17 protein-coding genes are annotated in these 22851 nt (G+C 40.6%); 9 read left to right on the top strand and 8 right to left on the bottom strand.

Annotated elements, in window-relative coordinates; all coding sequences use genetic code 11:
- The first annotated feature begins 196 nt into the window (after positions 1-196).
- Entirely contained in the window at positions 197-1351 is a 1155-nt protein-coding gene (locus tag FZF08_RS25420; RefSeq protein ID WP_159475431.1) for a 2-isopropylmalate synthase, read from the top strand.
- Positions 1352-1490: 139 nt separating this feature from the next.
- Here FZF08_RS25420 and purU read toward each other — a convergent pair whose 3' ends face one another.
- The gene (gene purU / locus FZF08_RS25415) at positions 1491-2324 is read right to left on the bottom strand and encodes a formyltetrahydrofolate deformylase (protein ID WP_159475428.1); all 834 of its coding nucleotides are present in this window, start codon (positions 2322-2324) and stop codon (positions 1491-1493) included.
- Positions 2325-2458: 134 nt separating this feature from the next.
- Between purU and FZF08_RS25410 the strand changes: the two genes are divergently transcribed.
- The gene (locus tag FZF08_RS25410) at positions 2459-2944 is read left to right on the top strand and encodes a GAF domain-containing protein (RefSeq protein WP_159475425.1); all 486 of its coding nucleotides are present in this window, start codon (positions 2459-2461) and stop codon (positions 2942-2944) included.
- Here the strand turns inward: FZF08_RS25410 and FZF08_RS25405 are convergent, their stop codons facing one another.
- The 7 genes from FZF08_RS25405 to FZF08_RS25375 all read right to left on the bottom strand — a co-directional run bounded on the left by FZF08_RS25405 (position 2945) and on the right by FZF08_RS25375 (position 13309).
- Positions 2945-3868: a sugar phosphate isomerase/epimerase gene (locus FZF08_RS25405; RefSeq protein WP_159475422.1), complete on the bottom strand. Its 924-nt coding sequence runs from the start codon at positions 3866-3868 to the stop codon at positions 2945-2947.
- A 162-nt stretch (positions 3869-4030) separates the two neighbouring features.
- A complete protein-coding gene (locus FZF08_RS25400) occupies positions 4031-5512 on the bottom strand; it encodes a c-type cytochrome domain-containing protein (protein WP_159475419.1) in 1482 nt (493 codons plus the stop codon).
- A 25-nt stretch (positions 5513-5537) separates the two neighbouring features.
- Positions 5538-5858, bottom strand: a complete 321-nt coding sequence (locus FZF08_RS25395) for an L-rhamnose mutarotase (protein WP_159475416.1) — start codon at positions 5856-5858, stop codon at positions 5538-5540.
- A gap of 53 nt (positions 5859-5911) precedes the next feature.
- Positions 5912-7387: a DUF1501 domain-containing protein gene (locus tag FZF08_RS25390; protein ID WP_159475413.1), complete on the bottom strand. Its 1476-nt coding sequence runs from the start codon at positions 7385-7387 to the stop codon at positions 5912-5914.
- Between the two features lie 38 nt (positions 7388-7425).
- Positions 7426-10179 (bottom strand): DUF1553 domain-containing protein, encoded by a 2754-nt coding sequence (locus FZF08_RS25385; protein WP_159475410.1) that lies wholly within the window; start codon positions 10177-10179, stop codon positions 7426-7428.
- A 154-nt stretch (positions 10180-10333) separates the two neighbouring features.
- Positions 10334-12622, bottom strand: coding sequence for a glycosyl hydrolase family 95 catalytic domain-containing protein (locus FZF08_RS25380; RefSeq protein ID WP_159475407.1), 2289 nt, complete (start codon positions 12620-12622; stop codon positions 10334-10336).
- Positions 12623-12952: 330 nt separating this feature from the next.
- Positions 12953-13309, bottom strand: a complete 357-nt coding sequence (locus FZF08_RS25375; RefSeq protein ID WP_159475404.1) for a YraN family protein — start codon at positions 13307-13309, stop codon at positions 12953-12955.
- 192 nt (positions 13310-13501) lie between these two features.
- Here FZF08_RS25375 and lipB point away from each other — a divergent pair, with 192 nt between their 5' ends.
- The 7 genes from lipB to gldG all read left to right on the top strand — a co-directional run bounded on the left by lipB (position 13502) and on the right by gldG (position 22792).
- Positions 13502-14254, top strand: a complete 753-nt coding sequence (gene lipB, locus FZF08_RS25370) for a lipoyl(octanoyl) transferase LipB (RefSeq protein ID WP_159475401.1) — start codon at positions 13502-13504, stop codon at positions 14252-14254.
- 15 nt (positions 14255-14269) lie between these two features.
- Positions 14270-14683, top strand: a complete 414-nt coding sequence (locus FZF08_RS25365; protein ID WP_159475398.1) for a hypothetical protein — start codon at positions 14270-14272, stop codon at positions 14681-14683.
- A 21-nt stretch (positions 14684-14704) separates the two neighbouring features.
- A complete protein-coding gene (locus tag FZF08_RS25360) occupies positions 14705-15439 on the top strand; it encodes a 3'-5' exonuclease (protein ID WP_159475395.1) in 735 nt (244 codons plus the stop codon).
- A 63-nt stretch (positions 15440-15502) separates the two neighbouring features.
- Positions 15503-17890 carry a ribonuclease R gene (gene rnr / locus FZF08_RS25355; protein ID WP_159475392.1) on the top strand — a complete coding sequence of 796 codons (2388 nt, stop codon included), beginning with the start codon at positions 15503-15505 and terminating at the stop codon, positions 17888-17890.
- Positions 17891-17950: 60 nt separating this feature from the next.
- Positions 17951-18322 (top strand): GxxExxY protein, encoded by a 372-nt coding sequence (locus tag FZF08_RS25350; RefSeq protein WP_159475389.1) that lies wholly within the window; start codon positions 17951-17953, stop codon positions 18320-18322.
- Positions 18323-20181: 1859 nt separating this feature from the next.
- On the top strand, positions 20182-21075 hold the full coding sequence (locus FZF08_RS25345) for a DUF1080 domain-containing protein (RefSeq protein ID WP_159475386.1): 894 nt from the start codon (positions 20182-20184) through the stop codon (positions 21073-21075).
- Positions 21076-21139: 64 nt separating this feature from the next.
- Positions 21140-22792, top strand: a complete 1653-nt coding sequence (gldG, locus tag FZF08_RS25340; RefSeq protein ID WP_159475383.1) for a gliding motility-associated ABC transporter substrate-binding protein GldG — start codon at positions 21140-21142, stop codon at positions 22790-22792.
- Positions 22793-22851: the final 59 nt, after the last annotated feature.

The following is a 22851-nucleotide window of genomic DNA, read 5'->3' as shown; positions in this document are numbered from 1 at the left end:
TCAGCGAATTTTCGCAAATAAAATAAAGATGAAACTTATTGACAATTGCATTTTTCTGCTCAATCAGAGTAACCTATAAACAGGAGAAAGGCATTGTCTTGAATAGATCAAAAACCCTTTCTCTAACACGGAAAGGGTTTTATATTGTCCTAAAATTAGTAAATTCGTAATTCAATCTTTAATCAAAGTACCCACAATGAGTCAACGAGTTCAAATCTTCGACACAACATTACGCGACGGCGAACAAGTCCCGGGAAGCCAATTGACAACAGAAGAAAAGATAATTGTAGCTACACAACTCGAAAAACTTGGGGTAGATGTTATTGAAGCTGGGTTTCCTGTATCAAGTCCGGGAGATTTCAGATCGGTTGTAGAAATATCAAAAGCAGTTCGTGAGCCTATTATTTGTGCGCTTTCACGTGCTGTAACAGGTGATATTGATGCTGCCGGCGATGCACTTAAATTTGCTAAACGAGGCCGTATCCACACGGGAATCGGTTCTTCTGATATTCATATTCAGCATAAATTCAATACGACAAGAGAAAAGATTCTTGAAAGAGCGATCGCTGCTACGAAATACGCCAAAGGCAAGGTAGAAGACGTAGAATTTTACTGTGAAGATGCGGGAAGAGCTGACCTTGTTTTTCTTGCACAATTGGTTGAGGCTGTGATTGCTGCGGGTGCAACGGTAGTAAACATACCTGATACAACAGGATATTGCTTACCCGAGGAATACGGTGCCAAAATCAAATATATTTTCGAAAACGTAAAAGGAATTCATAACGCAACAATTTCTATTCACTGTCATAATGATCTTGGCTTAGCGACTGCTAACTCATTGGCTGGTATCCGTGAAGGTGCTCGCCAGGTGGAGGTGACCATGAATGGAATTGGAGAGCGTGCCGGAAATACTTCGTTGGAAGAGGTAGTGATGGCTCTGAATGTTCATAAAGAATTGGGTTACGAAACAGGTGTAAATTCGCAATTAATTTACCCTACCAGCCAGTTGGTATCAAAAATGATGCGTATGCCGGTTCAGGCTAACAAAGCGATCGTTGGACGTAACGCATTTGCGCATTCCTCAGGAATTCATCAGGATGGTCACTTAAAAAATACGCTTAATTACGAAATCATGAATCCACAGGACGTGGGTGTTGATAAGTCGGATATCGTTTTGACGGCACGTAGTGGACGCCATGCTCTAAAACATCGTTTGGAGCTTTTGGGATACACTTTTGAAAAAGCGATCCTGGATGATCTTTACACAAAATTCCTCGATGTTGCCGATTTGAAGAAAGAAGTTAACGACAAAGATTTGGTGGATTTGGCACGAACGGTTGTCATCGCCTAATATTTTTCATACATCATTTTGGATAATTACCTGAATATGAATTTGATGTTACAATGCTTTTTTGTAACATTACATATCAATAACATCCATCAGATTACAAAAAGCCCTCGGTGAGTCTGACTAAGGGCTTTTTTCTTGTTTATAAAATGATGGTCCGGTTATTATGAATAAAAACGCGGTCGTTAAAAACCAGCTTTAAAGCCGACGTTAAAACCCGTTTTTCTGTATCTCTTCCCAAAGTTGACATATCACTAGCCGTTTGTCTGTGATCCACAGATTTGACGTCCTGCGCAATAATCGGGCCTTCATCGAGATCATTGTTTACGAAATGCGCCGTCGCCCCGATAATCTTCACACCACGTTCGTAAGCCTGTCGATAAGGATTTGCACCAATAAATGCCGGCAAAAATGAATGATGGATATTGACAATCCGGTCGGGAAAATGGTTGACAAATTCAGGCGTGATAATCCGCATATATTTTGCCAGAACCAGATATTCCGGTCTATAAACATCCAGAGTCCTCAGAATTGACTCTTCATGTTCTTCACGGGTTTTATTTTCGTGCGTGATAAAATGGAAGGGGATACCAAATTTACTGACCAGCGGTTGAAGTGTGTTATAATTACTAACCACAGCCAGAATATTGGCATCCAGCTCGTCAAACGCATAGCGAAGCAACAATTCGCCAAGGCAATGATGCTCTTTGGTGACCATCACAACGATATCTTTCTTCTTTTTTGGATTAAGACGAAGGTTAATCCCGGCTGGTAATTTCTCTTTAAGAATCTGCAATAATTCGGTTGCATCCGTTTCTCCCTCGAATTCCGTACGCATGAAAAAATAAGCAGATGGACTTACATATTCATCGTTACGGATGATGTTTTGATTATGCTCAAAAAGTATTCGGGTTACCTGATAAATAAGCCCTTTATGATCCGGGCCGTCCATCAGCAATATATGGCGGTGATTCATTGGTTCAATTGATACTGAAATATTAATGCACTAAATAACACATTAATAATGTCTGACTTGTAAAAAATACTCACTATTATCCAACTTTTTAAAAGAAATCACTGTTCAACTGATCAAATAGTACATCCTAAGAAATGGCTGAGGAATTAATAATACCCGTCGGAACGGATCGTAAAGAAATTTATGATGCCTTATTACCGCAAATCAACAGTTTGATCGAAACCGAAAGCGATCTGACTGCAAACCTTGCCAATATTTCCGCTGCCTTAAAAGAGGCTTTTGGATTTTTTTGGGTCGGTTTTTATCTAGCGAAAGAAGGTCAACTTGTTCTGGGACCTTTTCAGGGACCAATTGCCTGTACCCGTATTCCTTTCCACAAAGGCGTTTGCGGCGCAAGTTATTCCCAGCAAAAGACGATTATCGTACCGGACGTAGATCAGTTTCCTGGACACATCGCCTGTGCTTCTGCTTCTAAATCAGAAATCGTATTACCCGTTTTCCATAGAAACGGTACCGTGGCCATGGTTCTGGATGTTGATAGCGACCAGTTGAATGATTTTTCTGAAACAGATGCGGAAGGTCTTCAAAGCATTTTAACGCTTTTGGAAAGAAAATTATAGCTATTTGCTGTAACGCTTTCTCAGCAAATGCATCATAAAAACATTAATTTCCCATTGATTAGCTAGCGGCTGGTTTGTGAACGGAACCGTTGGCATATAATGCGGAGGACCAAATTCTGTCAAAAACGTAATTTGCTCTCCGCTTTTTATTTTTCTTTCCACAACAACATCCCACCACGCTAAATGTGCTTTTAGCGCAGATTCCCATTCCGGGGCACGGGGATCATTCACCTGTGGACCTTCCGAATGTCCTATACGTGTATGAATATGTCCTGTCCGGGAAAGTGCCAGTGCAACCGTTTCTTCCTGATCTTCCAATAAGGTTTCCGCCACATTACACCAGTGGGAAATGTCCAGAGTCAATCTTAATTTCGGATTTTTCTCGATAAAATTCCGGGCAATGTGTGCCGCGAAAAGCATTCTTGCACGGTGTGTTTCATGATAGATCGAAATCCCACTTTTCTCCGAAGCTTCGCTTGTATGATCAATAAATGCTTTATTCTGGTCATAACTGAAATGATCTCTTCCACTATGACAATTGATATAAAGTGGTTTGATTTCTGATTTTGTTGTAGCTGCATCAATTGATTTTTTGAAAAAATCCAGATGTGCAGCATAGTCTTTTAATCCTGAACCGCATAGAAATCCCACCTGCAAATCGTGCTTTTTCAATGCTGAAAATAACTCGTCGTGATCCTTCTGATTCTGCGGCCACCAAAACTCTGCGCCATCATATCCTTCTTTTTTTGCAGCTGCACAAAATGCCTCGACAGTTCCCTCGTAACCCCAATTGGTCGCCAGGATTTTCAGAGAATTGGCATTGGCTTTTTCAAATGAGGGCGAGTTCTCCTTTGCGATTGTTTCAATGGATGCAAAGGTGCCTAATCCGGCAATTGAGTTGTTAACAAATTGTCTACGATTCATTTCGTAATTGATTGTGAAAACAAATTAAATGTGTTAAACCGTTGACAGAATGTCAGCTAATAAATATTTCGGTGCGCTGCACCCTTACCAGTTAGGAGAATATTATGGTCTACAAATATTTCGCAGCTCTGCTGCTGTAAATGTCCAAATTTCTTAAATTGACTATTGAATCCTTGGCTTTTCTTCTTTCGTATTCGTATCTCCGGCCTTGAGAAACTCAGCAACTTTTGCCTCATTAAACCCATTTACAATATGCAGATCCGGATGTAATTTTTGCACTTCGGCAACACCATTTTCCGTCACCGCAGATTTCCATATATAAATATTTTTAAGACTTTTAGATGACGCGAGATTCTTCAAGCCGGCATCGGTAATTTTAGTACCAACCAAATTGATATATTCCAGATATTGCAAATCTTTCAGCGACGTTAAACCCTCATCCGTCACAGCCGTATATTCTAAATGGAGTTTATTCAGGTTTTTGAGTTTGCCGATTTCTTTGGTAGCTGCATCCGTCACCTTGGTACCGCCCAGTTTAAGCCAAATAATTTGCTCCGAAAGAGGAGAGAATAAATTGATTTGCCCATCTCCAAAACCGGACGCATTTACTGCACTTACTTCCAGCAGATTTTTATCGTGAGAAATTGGCATAACGATAAGTCCTGCCTTTTTAATAGCCGCAACCGATTTTTCATTTGGTACCGGAACCTGCAAACTTAAAACAGGAGAGTCAACTTGCTGTGCGTTTTTGCCTTCCGAACCCGAAGTCAACGAAGCAAGAGCAGGTTTAACCTGTTCGGAAATTTTCAGATCCGATACTTTTTTATCGGCTGATACTCCCTGTTCAATCCACCAGCTCAGTAAAGTAATTTGTGATTCTGAAAGCTGCGGTTTGCCTTTGGGGGGCATATGGTCATCGTCCGTTTCAGGAAGCAGACAACGCTTGATCATGGCACTTTCCAGTGCTTTGCCGGAAACGAAAACCGGGCCGTCTTCTCCACCTTTCAGCAGCATAGCCAAATTATCCATACGTAATCCACCCTTTTGCTTGTTGGCATTATGGCATTGCACGCACCGCATTTCTAAAATTGGCTGGACAATATCTTTGTAAACCACCGCCTGATTAATATCGGTAATTGGTTTCATTTCTGTTTTTTCCTCCGTACGTGGAGGAATTCCAGCGATAGATCGGAATGGTTCGGGCGTATATTGAGTCAAATAGCCATCTCCATGCGTAAGCGAACCCCCATCATGACCAGCTGTAAAGGTCAAAAGTGTAGAAAGACCCAGCGCAGGTAAATAAACCGCTGAACCGACCGAAATTTTACCCGACTTAAATAACCAGGCGATCCAGGCAAAAACGGCGACACCAATTCCCTTCCATTTATGATCACTCAATAATTCCTCATCATATCCTCCGCCGAGCGACAAAAGGTATCCGGCAATACAAGCCAATGTGGCGCCAACAGCAGACCAAAACAGAATAAAAGTAATTGTAGAATCGTTTACCGAAATTTTCCCTGTTCGCCTGCCAATTTCCAGGAGTCCGGCAATCAGCAAAAACCCAATCGGTAAATGCACCAGGACCGGATGAAAACGCCCAATAAAATAAGTCCAGTCTGAGGCCTGAAGGAGGATTAACATAGAAAAAACTATAACGATGAAATAACTATAACCGGAAAACTTCCGGGCAGGCGACAACTTTTGGTGAATTATCTGCATTAACTTCCATCAGATCAGCCATATGATCCCACCATTTTTTCATGATCGGAAGCGAGGATAATCCGGAAGTATCCGCATCTGGTGAAAGTTTTTGAAAAGCAAAAAGTGCCAGCGTAACCTCGTCCAGAAAAATATAATATTCCTGAATTCCAGCGTTTTTCAAAAGTTCAGCCAATTCCGGCCAGATTTCATCGTGTCTTTTTTTGTATTCTGCTTCGTTTCCCTTGTTCAATTGCATGCGAAAAGCAAGCACGGTATCATTTGGCATTGGATTAATGTTTGATTTCAGGATTAAGACGACGATTGACCAATCATATCCTGTTAAGCAATAATATTTTTTACCACTTTCCCTTCTGTATCAGTTAATCTAAAATTTCTTCCCTGGAATGGATAGGTGAATTTTTCATGGTCAAAGCCCATCAGATGCAAAATCGTAGCCTGTAAGTCATGCACATGAACACGATCTTTTACACCGTAATAGCCCAGTTCGTCCGTTTCACCATGTGTATATCCTTTTTTGACACCACCGCCAGCCATCCACATAGTGAAAGCTTCGAGGTGATGATCGCGACCCATATAAGGCATTACAACGCCGTTTCTGTTTTCCTGCATAGGCGTCCTGCCAAATTCTGCTCCCCAGATAATTAAAGTTTCATCCAGCAAACCACGCATTTTTAAATCCTGAATTAAGGCAGCAACAGGTTTGTCCGAAAGCCTGCATTTATTTCTTAATCCTCCTTCCACATTATCGCCTGCCGTAGTACCGTGGCCGTCCCAGCCCCAGTCAAAAAGTTGTACAAACCGTACATCATTTTCAACCAGTTTTCTTGCCAAAAGACAATTCATAGCAAAGGTTCCTTCACCCGGTTTCACACCATACATATCCAGAATAAACTGAGGTTCCCTGGAAACATCCATTACCTCAGGCACAGACATTTGCATCCGGAACGCCATTTCATACTGACTGATCCGGGTTAATATTTCCGGATCTTTTACATCATCGTAGGTTTGTTTATTAATCTCATTAATCGCTTCAATAGTCTGTTTCCGCATATTCCTGTTCATACCATTCGGATCCGTCACATATAAAACCGGATCTCCACCCGTTCTGCATTGTACGCCCTGATAGACTGATGGCAGAAAGCCGCTACCGTAAACACTTTTTCCCGCATCCGGCTGCCTTCCACCCGAAGCAAGCACGATAAATCCGGGCAAATTCTGATTTTCTGAACCTAAGCCATAAACCGACCAGGCACCCAAACTCGGGCGACCTAACCGTGCACTTCCCGTATGCAATAATAACTGCGCGGGAGCGTGGTTAAACTGATCTGTGTGCATGGATTTGATGAAAGTGATTTCATCGGCAACCGTTTGTAAATAAGGAATATAGTCAGACATCCAGGCACCGGATTGTCCATACTGGTTAAACTTTCCCTGCGGTCCCAACATTTTGGGAACACCCTGGATAAAGGCAAATTTCTTTCCTTCCAGAAATTCAGCCGGACAATCTTTTCCATGATATTTTTCCAGCTCAGGTTTGTAATCAAACAATTCCAGCTGCGAAGGTGCACCTGCCATGTGGATATAAATAACCCGCTTGGCTTTCGGAGCAAATTGCGGGATCTTCGCTCCCATTGCCTCAGCCGCTACGCCCGTTTCTGCATTCGAATTGCTACAAGATCCCAACAATGATCCAAGTCCCAAAGCACCAAGGCCAAATCCCGCAGATTGCAAAAAATGCCGCCTCGTTTGACCATGCAGATCAGCATGTTGTAATTCTTTCAATAACTTTTCCATATCTGTAATCAGTATTAGAATCAGAGAAATTTCTCCGGTTATTCTTTTGTCACCACATTATCCAGATTCAGCATTACGTTGGCAGAAATCGTCAAAGCAGCCAATTCCGGTGATTTTCTTTCTTTTCCGTAAACCAGAATGCTATCCACATCAGACGGTTTGGCCCGATAAGATTTCAACGCATCACCATATATTTTTACCAAAACCTTTAAACTTTTATCGTTGATAGGCTGGAAAGTTAAAAGTCTGTACCCTTCCCGAAGTTGCTCTTCCGGTGTTTTTCCACGTTTTTGCATGGTGGTTGCCAGTTTTTCTGCTGCTTCCAGATATACAGGATCATTTAAAGTTACCAAAGCCTGTAAAGGCGTATTCGTCAGGATTCTTCTCGACTGGCAAAATTCACGGCTTGGCGCATCGAATGTGGTCATGGAAGGATAGGGTGCTGTGCGTTTCCAATACGTATAAACTGCTCTCCGATGTTTATCTTCCCCTTCACTCACTTTCCAGCTTTCGCCACTGTAAGGTGACGACCAGATACCTTCCGGCTGTGGAGGCATTACGCTCGGACCGTACATCTTTGACGAAAGCAATCCGCTTGCTGCCATTGCTTGGTCACGAACCTGTTCCGCGCTCAGGCGTACTCTTGGACCTCTTGAAATAAACCGGTTATAGGGATCCTGTTCTTGTCTGCCTTTATCAGATTTTGAACTTTGCTGATACGTCGCGGACATAACCATCGTTTTCAACAGTTTTTTAACGCTCCAATGATCTTCCTCCATGAAATTCACAGCGAGCCAGTCGAGGAGTTCCGGATGCGAGGGTTCAGCGCCCTGAGAGCCAAAATCTTCTACCGTTTCTACAATTCCTCTACCAAATAACTGCTCCCAAAAACGGTTTACGATAACTCTTGAAGTTAAAGCATTCTCCCGACTAACAATCCACTTAGCCAATCCAATCCGATTTTTAGGATATTCCTTTGGCATCGGTGCAAGTAATTTTGGAACATCCGGTTTTACTTCTGCACCTTTTACCGACCAGTTTCCTCTTATAAAAACATTGGTTTTCCGGGCAAAATCGCCTGTTCCTTCCCAAACCACCGGCATACTTTCCGTTGACTTGGTCAAAATTGTTGAATAATCTTTCAGAATTTCCGGATATTCCGGTTCACCAGCTCCCGGCAAAGCTTCCTGAAAAGCAAGCCATGTAATCCTCACCCATTCAGTCGGATTTTTGGGACTTTTCAGTTTCAGAAAAATATCGTGTTTTCCGGAAATCTTGGGAATTGGTGTAACCAAAACAGTATCTCTGGTTGGAACATTTAGTTTGGAAATAACCGGTCCATCGATTTTGTCCAAATGGAAAGTCATCACCGCATTTTCCGCTTTGGTAGAAATATTCATCACCAAACTGCCTGCACCAGTCAAATCTACATTTGGGATTTTTGCATTTCCCTTATCCTTGACACCATAGTACGAAATCAACAAAACTGTTGATTCGTCGCCTTTTACTATACTATGCGCATTAATTTTCGGCTCCATTACACGCATAAACTGTGTAAATTTCTGCGTCTCCTTCGGATTATATTTATTAATCCACGATTTTACTTTTTCAACGCGTGCAGAATCTTCGCCTTTGTAAAAACGAAGTTTTGGCCATTCATCCCAAACATCTTCATCACGGGAATTGTTGAAAAACGCCATGTATTTGTAATAATCCTCATGCGGAATCGGGTCATATGGATGGCTATGGCATTGAATGCAGGCGAAGGTTGTGCCCTGCCAAACTTCCCAGGTTGTGTTAACACGATCAATCTGTGCGGCTACCCGAAATTCTTCATCGTCGGTTCCGCCTTCATTATTGATCATGGTGTTCCGGTGAAAAGCCGTGGCAATCATATTTTCATCAGACGGCATTCCGGTTTTCTTTTCCGGCATCAAATCCCCGGCCAACTGCTCAATCGTAAATTGATCGAAAGGTTTATCTGCATTGAAAGATTTCACCACATAATCCCGGTAACGCCAGATATTTCTGCCACCGTCACTCTCATAACCTTTGGTATCCGCATAACGCGCCAGATCCATCCACATGGAAGTCCAGCGTTCACCATAAGAAGGAGATTTCAATAACCGGTCGACAACTTTTTCGTAAGCATTAGGAGAAGTATCTTTTTCAAAATCAGCCACTTCTTGTTCCGTGGGAGGCAAACCGGTTAAATCCAGACTTAAACGGCGGATCAATGTCGCTTTATCAGCTTGGGGAGAAGGTGAAAGTTTTTCCTGTTTTAATTTTTGAAGAACAAATTCATCGACCTCATTTTTAGGCCAATTCACATTTCCGGTATTAATCAAACCAAAAAGATTCCAGAGATTTTTATTCGACGGGACTTCCGGTTTTTCAATTCTTTTATAGGCCCAATGCGTTTCCCATTTTGCACCTTGATTGATCCATTTTTTCAGGATTTTAATATCCTCTTCTTTCAAATGCGCACCACCTTTGGGCATTCTTTCATCGGGATCATCTGACAAAATCCGGCGTATCATTTCGCTTGCATCCGCATCACCGCGTAGCACAGGAATTTTACCGGATTTCCCGGGTTCCAGCATTTCATGTTCAAACAAAAAACTTACCTCGCCAGCCTGCTTCACGCCGCCATGACAGCCCATGCAGTTTTTATTCAATACTGGTTTTACCTCCTCATTATAATCCACCTGATGGTCGAAGAATCCCGACCATGAGAAAGATGATAACAAAACCACCGTCACACCCAAACCAATAAAATACCACTTTTTCATTGTCAGGAACTGAATTAATTTGAATCACCGATTTTTTTAAAAGACCCGGTACTAATAAAAATACTTCATTTGTCCCAAATTCCGCCAAATCATATCCGACTGATCAATGCATTACACTTTAAACATTTTGACAAAACAAAGTTTTGCATTTTTCTTAAAGTTCCGCTTTTAATATAACGCTTCCACCGGCTTTACATTTTAGTTCCACAAAACCATCTTCCACTACATTTGTCACAACCTTTTTAGCAGACAACACCTGATATTTTTTAAAGGGTAATCTCAAAGTAGCAACCCCATCTTTTTCCGCATCTATTTTGACTTCCGTGACCTGGCCATTTTCCTTTTTAGCACTAATCAAAAACGCACCTTCTGCTCTAAGTTTCTCAAAAGCAATGTCTTTCCAGGACGCCGGAACAGCCGGCATGATCTCTATAAATCCGGCATAACTTTGAAGCATCATTTCCTGCAAGCCAGCTGCAAAAGCAAAATTCCCTTCCAATGTAAAAGGTCGATAGGTAAATTTGGACAAACCGGATTTACTTTGATCGCCGTTGACATGAAAACTATTTGGCAATACAAAAGCCTTTGCGAAAATGGATAGATCTTTCGCGGCTCCTTCACCGTCTTTTGCCCTTGCTTTCATGTTGGCCAGCCACGCATAGGAATATCCGCACCAATAATCAGGGCCAACTTTATCCAGTAACGCAATCGTGTTTTTGATAATCTTTTGTGATTTCTCTCCGTCTTCCCATTTGATCAAACCTAAAGGATGAATCGCCATCATGTGTGAGAAATGCCGGTGCGATTCTTCATAAGGCAAACCTGGCGCAAACATGAGTTCGTTGTTTTCAGTAAAGGCATAATCGCCAAACTCCGAAAGTATCGATTTCCAATGATCCGATTCGGCTACTAAACCCAGCTCCAAGGCAAGTTCGGCACCGGTGCTGAAAGAGAATTTCATCAATGCCAGATCATAGTTTGTATTTTGTGGAAACCAGGCTTCCAGGCTGTTATCTTTTATTTCAGGGCTTGAACTGATCGGTAGTTTCCGTTGACCAGTTGAATCTTTAACCGTTATATTTTCAAGAAATGTACAAACTTCCTTAACCCAGGGATAAGCCCGGTTTTTCAGGAAATCGGTATCCATACTATACCGCCATTGCAGATAATAGTGATGCGCCAGCCAGGACGAAACAGTCGGTGAAAGGGAATATTGAATCCAGCCGCCCATTTCCGTTCCATCCAAAGTGGTTACTCCCGGAACTGCCAGTCCATCAACGCCGAAATACATTTTGGTATAACGCTTGTAATTGGCCAGGTTTTCATCCAGATGATCAAAATAACCTAGCCCTTCTTCCAGATGGTTTCCGCTGTAACTTGGCCAGTAACTAAGCTGCGTATTCAAATCGTGATGAAAATCGCCTTTCCATGGCGGAATTCGGCCGTTATCTGCGGTCCAAACAGCCTGTAAAGAAATGGGAGGAGCACCACGACGGGCAGCAGATCCGAATTTATATTGTTCAAGATACCATTGTTTTTCAATGACAGGGTCGGGGACATGGATAGCAGATTGACCCCAGAATTTTTTCCACCAGTTTACATGACTCAGGAAACCCTTTTCAAATCCATGCAACATAGTTGTCTTGACAAATGAAGAGGAGACAGGATTAAGCTTTTTCTCTGGGTATTGAGAAGAGATACTCCATACACCTTCAATGGTTCCCGGAGTGACTTTTCTCCATTGAACCGTTATTTCATAGGTAAATCCACCCCAGCCTTCCTGTTTGTAAACAATTGTATTTCCCCGTTGATTTACTTTTCCTTGTTTATAACCCAATCTGGCCAGATCATCTCCTACCAAGGAATTAACTTCACCGCCCGACAATTTACCGTGATATTTGGGCGCTATTAGTTGGGTAATAATATCTGTTCTTACATTTTCAAATTTAAACCATCCAACGGGCTCTGTTGCATGAACAAAAGTTTTCAACGTCATACCACCTTCCCATTTTACTTCACACAAAGCTTTTTCCAGAGAGAGATGAACAGATTTCACCTTGCTTTTGCCTGTAAAACCAAATTCCAATGCTCCCGCCGGAATTTTCGAGGGAGCGGGTTCTTTATCATAAGGCGCATCAAAATACTGTTGAACGGGTTTGTATTCTTTCTTTTCAACTTGTTCCTGCACCCATTTGTAGCTGAATTCTTTGCGGTGCAATCCAGCCATTGGACGCATATCCCAGATGTCGGCGCGGTCAAGTGAAAAGCGTAATTTGTCGCCGTTTTTCCATATCAACGCACCGACGGTTCCATTTCCCAGTGGAATTGCCTCGTCCCATACAGTTGCCAGAGAATCAAATTGGAGATCGTGTTTTGTTGTTGGCTGTGCATGAAGGTTTATCGCCACCAGCATTATAAATATTGAACAGATAATTTTATTCATGTGTTTTTTCAAATATTTAGCAAGATCAGGAGGCTCCTACGGAGCCAAAATTTGTCGTGGGTAGCAGCGTTTTCTATAAACAGGAAGCCACTTCGTGGCTTCGAAATATTTGAAAAGCACTTTGAATCAAACGTCTTATTATCAGTCATTTACAATTATCCCGCTCCGTTAGGAGCATCCTGTTTATAGCCAATATTTACCCCAGCTGGATTCCCGACTCCATAGGAGTCTCCTGGAAATTCCATAAACTCCTACCAATTATTGGATACCATAATTAAAATAAGAGTCCAGACAAATCTTATTACTCAAAAACACCAAAACCATACTATCTCACGAAAAAGCATCTTCAATATGCTTCATATTAATCCCGCCACTCGAAAGAATTAAAATGGAAATAATGTCAAACCGTATATCAAAATGCCAGTCTTTGGTATAAATGTAATTTTCTGCTGCTTTCATGATAAGTTTTGCCTTGGTATAATTTACAAATTCCTCTGGCATTCCGAAACCCGTTCCGCTACGGGTTTTCACTTCCACAAAAATCAGCGTTTTGTTTTTCTTGACGATCAGGTCAATTTCCGCATGTTTGTGGCGGTAATTTTTTTCAATGATTTCATAACCTTTTCCTTCCAAAAAGGTCGTTGCCTGAGTTTCACCCCAGCTTCCGGTTGTATTGTGTATAGCCATTCGAACATTTTTAGTACAAAATAGTGTTATTGCATAGTAAGTAAAAGAAAACCCTCATCGATTATACGTTTTAATCGATCTTTGATTAGGGCAACATTTTTAAGTAATTGATTTTCCACAGCCGAAAAGGCCAAATTTGTTTCAAACCATTTGATTTGATATTTTCCGTTATTAAATCGATTTCCTTCAGACATGAATACCCTCATTAATAAACAAGTTGAATTCCGGAATTTAGGTCTGGTCGATTATCAGGAAGCTTGGGATTACCAGGAAAAACTGTTTGCAGAAACGCTTGCGATCAAAACACAAAACCGTAAGCTTCCGGCTGATGAACAATTATTGACACCAAACCGTGTAATTTTCTGTGAACATCCGCATGTTTACACGTTGGGAAAAAGCGGGAAACTGGATCATTTATTACTGAGTGAAGACGATCTGAGTCAGAAACAGGCGAAATTTTATAAGATAAACCGGGGAGGTGATATTACGTATCACGGTCCCGAACAACTGGTCGGTTACCCGATTCTTGATCTTGACAATTTTTTCACGGATATTCATAAATATATGCGGACGCTGGAAGAGGCAATCATTCTTACGCTGGCCGATTATGATATCAGTGCAGGGAGGATCAGCGGATTAACTGGTGTATGGCTGGATTTTGTTGAACAAAAAAACCCAAGAAAAATTTGCGCCATGGGTGTGAAAGCCAGTCGCTGGGTAACCATGCACGGTTTCGCCTTAAATGTAAATACAGATCTGGCTTACTTTGGAAACATTGTCCCTTGCGGGATTGAAGACAAAGCGGTTACCTCGATTTCTCAGGAACTTGGTCATGAAGTCGATTTAGATGAAGTTTCGTCAAGGTTAAAAAATCATTTAGGTAGTCTTTTTGAAATGGACTGGACAAATCCATATTATTCAAAAACAGATATTTTAGAAAATTAAGCATAAAGGAAAAGAATGAAGAAGGATATTATATTTCATCCCGTAGAAGGCGTTAAGGTGGCAATTGTCCGCACAATTGACGAATTGAATGAGGCGCAATGGAATGTCATTGTAATTAATAGAAACGATCAGCCGATCACCGGAGTTTTTGTTACTTCAAAAGGATATGGAAATACAGAATCGGGTGAAAATGCTGGGATAAAAACGTCAACATTGCGTCACTTTTTCCCGGAAATTAAAGCGCAGGATCATGTGGTTGTAGAACCGATTATGCCGGAAGTTTTTCACCTGAATAATGAGTTCTGGATCAGTTATTTTCTTGGAAATCAGATTTACGATAAAAAATTTATATTCGTGCCGGACAGTATTGTGGAAGACAATATCATCGAAATTGAGCCACTGGGACTGGACGGAGTCCTGCACGATTAAAGCATAAATTAACCACACACTATGACAGATGAATTTCGCCGCAAATCAAAAAACTTTCTCCTTCTGGACATCGAAACCGTAGCGGGTCATGCTTCTTATGAGGAGCTCCCTGAACGAATGCAAAAGCTATGGGACAAGAAAGCAATAACGCTCAGAAAAGGAGACGACACGCTTACGAACGCAGAAATTTTCTATGATCGGGGCGCCATTTACGCAGAATTTGGTAAGATCATTTGCATCGCTTTTGGTGCTTTTTATTGGGATGAAAACAATGAAATGGCCTTCAAAGTCCGCAGCTTCTCTGGCGACGATGAGGTTAAACTTCTCCTTGAATTTAAAGCACTTATAGAAAAATATCCGGCAGAACAGCTTGTTCTTTGTGCCCATAATGGCAGGGAATTTGATTTTCCGTTTCTTTGTCGACGCATGCTGATCCTGGGTATTGAAATTCCTAAGGCGTTACAGATCACGGGTAAAAAGCCCTGGGAAATTCTGCATCAGGATACGATGGATCTTTGGAAATTCGGCGATTACAAGAGTTATACTTCTCTGGATTTGCTGGCAGCAGTTTTTGATATACCGGGTAGCAAAAATGAAATGAGCGGAGATCAGGTTACGCGCGTTTATTACGAGGCGAACGATCTCGAAAAAATTTGCCGATATTGCAGAGAAGACGTGGTCGTATTGGCGCAATTATATTTGAAAATGCATAGTTTTCAGCCCGTACGAGCCGATAATATTACAAGAGTGGGATAAATTGATTAGCTTAACAAGACGATTATCCCACCTTTCTTAATCAACAATTACTCATAAAATTTCATGAGAGACAAAAAACCAAATAAAGAATTTAAAGAGAACAAAACAGTTAATGCGCCGCATAATATTGTGTCCTATATTGACAATCTGAAAGCAGATATTGCGGCTTTTTTCGACCTGAATAGTGAACATTCGTTTCGTCCTTTTGACGTACACGCACATTTTGGTGTGGAAGACAGGAAAGTACGCGCACTTTTCAATGAAATCCTTCACGAACTTCAGGAATCCGGCCAGATTCGTTCGAATGTCGACGGAACATTTTCCGCCGCTCCAAACAAACCACAAGTGGATCCTGGTCTTATCGGCCGCGTCGATCGTGTGAACAAAGGTTTTGCTTTTGTGATCATTGAAGGTCGCGAGGATGATATATATGTTGAAACTGAATTGCTCAATGGTGCCTGGGATGGTGATATCGTGAAGGTTCAGATTCTTTCCAAATCAGGAAGAAGACAACAATCGAGCCGTGGAGATTCCGGGAAAACCAGAGTGGAAGGCCGTGTTGTTGAAATCGTAGAAAGATCACAAAAAGAAATAGTCGGGATTATTGAAGTATGGCCGAAATATGCTGTGGTTCAACCTGATCATAAAAAATTATTTGATCCGATTTTCATCGAACCGGAACAACTTCATGGTGCTTCAAATCATGATAAAGTTATATTGAAAATGACTACCTGGCCGACAAGAACACGTCAGCCCGAAGGTGAAGTTTTACATGTTTTGGGACAAGCAGGTGAGAATGATGTAGAAATGCACGCGATCCTGGCTGAATTTGGCCTGCCATACGAATTCCCGGAAGCCGTCGAAAAAGAAGCGCAGAGAATTCCGGATGTTATTCCAAAAGAAGAAATTTTGAAACGCCGCGACATGCGTGCGACGTTAACTTTTACAATTGACCCGGCTGATGCAAAAGATTTTGATGATGCACTTTCGGTGCGTTATCTGGATGAAGGAAATGTGGAAGTTGGTGTACATATCGCCGACGTATCGCATTATGTACGTCCGGGCACGGAGCTTGAAAAAGAAGCAAACCGTCGTGCGACTTCGGTATATCTGGTAGATCGTACCGTTCCAATGCTTCCTGAAAAATTATCCAATAATCTTTGTTCACTTCGTCCAAATGAGGATAGACTAGCCTTTTCTGCCATTTTCGAATTGAGCCCGAAAGGTAAAATTTTGAAGGAATGGTTTGGAAGAACGGTTATTCACTCGGAACGCCGCTATTCATATGAAGAAGCGCAGACTGTTTTGGATACCAAAGAAGGAGATTATCCAAATGAATTGACGATGCTAAACAGCATCGCGAAAATACTTCGGAAAGAGCGTTTTAAAAATGGAGCAATCAATTTCGAAACTGCCGAAGTTCGTTTTCGTCTGGATGAAAATGGAAAACCATTAGGTGTTTATCAAAAAGAACGCCACGATTCACATAAGCTGATTGAAGAATTTATGCTTTTGGCGAATAAACGTGTGGCAGAATTTGTCTATTCACTTTCCAAAGGACCAGTGAAAAATACGATGGTCTATCGTGTCCACGAAGCACCGGATCCCGATCGTTTGAAGACATTTGCTTCGTTTGTTGCCAAATTGGGCCATAAACTGGAAGTGGACGACGAGAAGAAAATTGCGAAATCCATGAACAGTATGCTTCATGAAGTCGAAGGCAAACCGGAGCAAAACCTGATTGAATCTTTGGCTGTGAGAACTATGGCGAAAGCAAGATACAGTATTGAAGATTTGGGGCACTTTGGATTAGCTTTTAAGCGGTACACGCATTTTACGTCTCCTATCCGTAGATATCCGGATGTGATGTCGCATCGTTTGTTGCAGCATTACCTGAATGGCGGAGAATCTGTGAACGGTGATTTGTACGAAAACGCTTGTAAACATTCTTCGGAACGTGAAAAGATGGCTTCTGATGCTGAACGTGCTTCGATAAAGTATAAGCAAGTGGAATTCATGAGCACGATGGATAAGGATCGTGTTTTTGATGGTATCATCACCGGTGTCACAGAATTCGGGATTTTTGTCGAAATAACAGAAACTGCTTCGGAAGGCCTGGTCAGGATGAACGACTTAGGAGACGATTATTACGAACATGATAAAGACAATTACCGTTTGATCGGCCAGCGTACCAAAAAGATTTACACGTTTGGAGATGCAGTAAAAGTGCAGGTAAAAGACACCAATCTGGCGCGTAGGAGTATGGATTTGTATTTGGCAGGCAATACAACGTCTTCGATCCGGTCGAGGAATAGTGGTGGGTTTGATGAAAAAAGTGGGAGAAGTTCTCGTGGATCTTCCTCACGTGATTCTGGAAGAGAAAGAAAATCTTCGGATGGCAAAAAGAAACCTGCTTCATCAGAACCAAAACCGAAACGTCAGAGGAGGTAAAACCTAGAATCTTTTTACCTGGCCAGGAGTTAAATTTCCTGGCTAATATAACACACACTAATGAACATTATTTATAAAGAAGAATCCTATGAAATCATAGGTAGATGCATGGAAGTTCACAATGAGCTTGGACATGGATTTTCAGAGATTGTATATAAGGATGCTCTGGAAATTTTATTTAAACGGTATAGAATTCCATATTTGCGTGAAAAAGAATATCCTGTATATTTTCAAGGAATCATGCTAGCCCATAAATTTTGGGCTGATCTGGTTGTATTTGAAAAAATAATTCTGGAAGTTAAATGTGTCTCTGTGCTTACAGATGAACATACCGCCCAAACCATTAATTATTTGAAAGTTTCAGGTAATAAACTTGGTCTTCTGGTCAACTTTGGCCGGGGAAAACTTGAATATAAAAGATTGGTTTTTTGAATCGCCTCTTATTTGTGCTTGCCACGAATGCACGAATTTTCACTAATATTGAAGGATGAAACATCTCAGAACAATCCTATTATCCGAATTGCATTAAACTAGTCAAAATTAAAAAAATAAACCCTGTCGAAAATAATATTCGTGCCCAATTAGTGAAAATTCGTGTATTCGTGGCCGGAAAAATTGATAATGTTACCATAATAAATGTCGATATTTTATTAAAATACGGTCATTGGAAAATGTCTCTTTTTTCCTAAATGTTAAAGATTGGTTTTGAATACCACTGCTTTTCTCTTGCCACGAATGCACGAATTTTCACTAATGTTGCCGGATGATACATTTCTGGCTAATCTGGCTTTTCGCATTAATTCTATTCGAAATCAAATTAAATAAAACCTGTCAAAAATAATATTCGCGCTCAATCAGTGAAAATTCGTGTATTCGCGGCAGAAAAATTGATAATTTTACCATAATAAATGTCGATATTTTATTAAAATACGGTCATTGGAAAATGTCTCTTTTTTCCTAAATGTTAAAGATTGGTCTTGAATACCACTGCTTTTCTCTTGCCACGAATGCACGAATTTTCACTAATGTTGACGGATGATGCATTTCTGGTTAATCTGGCTTTTCACATTAATTCTATTCAAAATCAAATTAAATAAAACCTGTCAAAAATAATATTCGTGCCCAATTAGTGAAAATTCGTGTCTTCGTGGCTAGAAAAATTGATAATGTTACCACAATAAATGTCGATATTTTATTAAAATACGGTCATTGGAAAATGTCTCTTTTTTCCTAAATGTTAAAGATTGGTCTTGAATACCACTGCTTTTCTCTTGCCACGAATTTTCACTAATGTTGACGGATGATACATTTCTGGCTAATCTGGCCTTTCGCATTAATTCTATTCAAAATCAAATTAAATAAAACCTCTCAAAAATAATATTCGTGCCCAATTAGTGAAAATTCGTGTATTCGTGGCTAGAAAAATTGATAATGTTACCACAATAAATGTCGATATTTTATTAAAATACGGTCATTGGAAAATGTCTCTTTTTTCCTAAATATTAAAGAATGATTTTGAACACCACTGCTTTTCTCTTGCCACGAATGCACGAATTTTTACTAATGTTGACGGATAATACATTTCTGGTTAATCTGGCTTTTCGCATTAATTCTATTCAAAATCAAATTAAATAAAACCTGTCAAAAATAACATTCGCGCTCAATCAGTGAAAATTCGTGTATTCGCGGCAGAAAAATTGATAATGTTACCATAATAAATGTCGATATTTTATTAAAATACGGTCATCGGAAAATGTCTCTTTTTTCCTAAATATTAAAGATTGGTTTTGAATACAACTGCTTTTCTCTTGCCACGAATGCACGAATTTTCACTAATGTTGACGGATAATACATTTCTGGCTAATCTGGCTTTTCGCATTAATTCTATTCAAAATCAAATTAAATAAAACCTCTCAAAAATAATATTCGTGCCCAATTAGTGAAAATTCGTGTATTCGTGGCTAGAAAAATTGATAATGTTACCCTAATAAATGTCGATATTTTATTAAAATACGGTCATTGGAAAATGTCTCTTTTTTCCTAAATGTTAAAGATTGGTTTTGAATACCACTGCTTTTCTCTTGCCACGAATGCACGAATTTTCACTAATGTTGACGGATAATACATTTCTGGCTAATCTGGCTTTTCGCATTAATTCTATTCAAAATCAAATTAAATAAAACCTGTCAAAAATAATATTCGTGCCCAATTAGTGAAAATTCGTGTATTCGTGGCTAGAAAATAAGTATTAAAGTTCTCACCACCCCTTTTCTCTAAAAATCAATTTGGACATGACTTTTCGCGATAAACTCATTGCAATACTTTTATTACTTTCCTACACCACCTTCGCCCAAAATAACTCTGATAAAGAAGAATGGCAGGCATTATTCAACGGGAAAGATCTGAAAAACTGGGATATTAAAATTGCAGGACATAAGGTCAATGACAATTATAAAAACACCTTCATCGTCGAAGACGGCATGATCCGGGTTAATTATAAAGAATACAAAACTTTCAGCACAGAATATGGGCACATCTACTATAACATGCCATATTCTCACTACCGCCTACGTTTAAAATATCGTTTCACCGGAAATCAGGTTCCGGGCGGTGCGTCCTGGAATGTCCGTAACAGTGGAATTATGTTGCATTCCCAATCTGCCGCTAGTTTAGGACTTGACCAGGATTTCCCTGTTTCTCTGGAAATGCAATATTTAGGAGGATTAAATGCTGGAGAACGCACAACAGGAAATCTTTGCACGCCAGGAACCATTGTGGAGGTTAATGGAAAAATCGATCAGGCCCATTGTATCAATTCAACTTCCAAAACTTATGATGGCGATCAGTGGGTTTCTGCTGAAGCAATTGTTCTTGGAGATTCAATTGTTCACCATATTATTAACGGAGACGTTGTTTTTACATTTACCAAACCTAAAATCGGTGGTGGTTATGTAGGCAAAGACCATGATTTTAAAGCCGGACATTTCAGTAATGCCGAAGAATGGATCAAAAAAGATGGTACGCCGTTATCGAGCGGTTATATCGCTTTGCAGGCCGAAAGTCACCCGATTGATTTTAAAGATATTGAAATACTGAACCTGCAAGGCTGTATGGATCCGAAGGCTTCCAACTACAAATCATACTATCAATCCGCTGATAACAAAAGCTGTAAATACAAGAAATAACCGCCTGCCGCAATAACTCCGTATAGTTTTTATATTTTTGCTGAAAAACGGGCGTTACTGCTTCATGAAAAAAACAATTTTCAGGTTATTATTTGTATTGATTATCCTGGCCGGAATTAACTGGCTGGCCTCCCTGTTCTTTTTCCGCTGGGATTTGACAGAAGATAAACGGTATACCATTTCCGACGCTACCAAACAGCTACTTAGCAATTTAGACAAAGACGTGGCAGTCAACGTTTATCTTTCCGGCGAATTTCCTCCTGGTTTTGAGCGCCTGGAAAGTGCTACCCGCGAAACACTTGAAGAATTTAAAACTTATTCCAACGGACATTTATCATTTCAATTTTCAGATCCTTCTGACGCACCGAGTGAAGACGACCGAAAAAAACAATATCAAAACCTGGTCGATCGCGGCTTAACGCCGACGAATCTTTTCGCTAACGAAGATGGAAAACGCACAGAAAAACTAATTTTCCCTGGCGCCATCGTTCAGGCTGATACGCTTGCCATTCCGGTTCAGCTTTTGAAAGGAAATAAAAGCAGTTCTCCGGAAGAGCAGTTGAATCAATCTTACGAAAATGTTGAATTTCAGCTTGCGTCTGCGATTCGTGTGCTTGATAATCCTGCCAAAAAGAAAGTTGGCTTACTTGTAAATCATACACAAAAACTTCCGCCGGCACGGCTTAGCGATCTGATTGCGACGATGCAGCAAAGTTATGACGTATTTATGGTCGTAAACGATCCTGAAACGTATGAAGGACTGGATGCGTTAATGATTTTAAAGCCTGATGTTCCGTTTTCCGAGGAAGAAAAATACAAACTGGATCAATATGTCATCGGAGGAGGGAAAGCACTTTTTTTTGTTGATGGTGCCAAAGTGGATAGTGTAAGTCTGGAAGGAAATTATGTACAACCGCTTGATTTAAATCTTAATGATCTCTTTTTTCGTTGGGGAGTAAGGATCAACAATAATCTCGTAAAGGATTTAAACAGCGCAACGATTCCAATGAACGTTGGAAATATGGGAGATAAACCTGAGATCAAAGCGGTTCCATGGCGGTTTTTTCCCTTATTGAATAATTTTGGACCAAGCCCGATTACCAGAAATACGGATGCCGTTTATTCCCGGTTTCTAAGTTCTCTGGATACCGTAGGAGGTGCGCCGGGCATTCAGAAAACTCCGCTTCTGATGACTTCGCCTTATACAAATCTGGTTAATACCCCCGCTTTGGTAGGCTATAATGAAGCACGTCAGCAGCCGGATCCTTCTGAATACAAAGGTGGCGTTAAACTCGCAGCAGTCCTTTTGGAAGGTTCGTTTAACTCGCTTTTTGAAAACAGGATTTTGCCAAACGATCCGCGTTCCAAAACTTTTAAATCAACAGGGCAGGGGAAAATTATTATTTGCGCTGATGGAGACGTTGTAGTGAATGATTTTGATTACCGCAGAAATACGCCGCTTCCATTAGGTTATGACCGTGCTTCCACCAATATTTTTGGAAATAAAGATTTCGTTATGCACGCGCTGGATTATATGACAGACGAAAACGGAATCATTAACTCACGAAACAAACAGATCAGTATCCGGGCTTTGGATAAGATTGCGGTGCATAAAGACAAGAAATTCTGGCAGGCACTGAACTTGCTTTTGCCATTGGTTCTACTTGGTATTTTTGGAGCAATCCGCTACTATATCCGCAAGCGTAAATTCGCATAATAATAAAGCGGCGGAGTACATTTTTTTTCTTACTTTTGTTCCCTACCAGACAGATTTCC

This window comes from Dyadobacter sp. 3J3, from assembly GCF_009801115.1.
Classification (GTDB): domain Bacteria; phylum Bacteroidota; class Bacteroidia; order Cytophagales; family Spirosomataceae; genus Dyadobacter.
The sequence above is the reverse complement of the archived record's forward strand: the minus strand, read 5'-3'. Positions and strand labels throughout refer to the sequence as shown.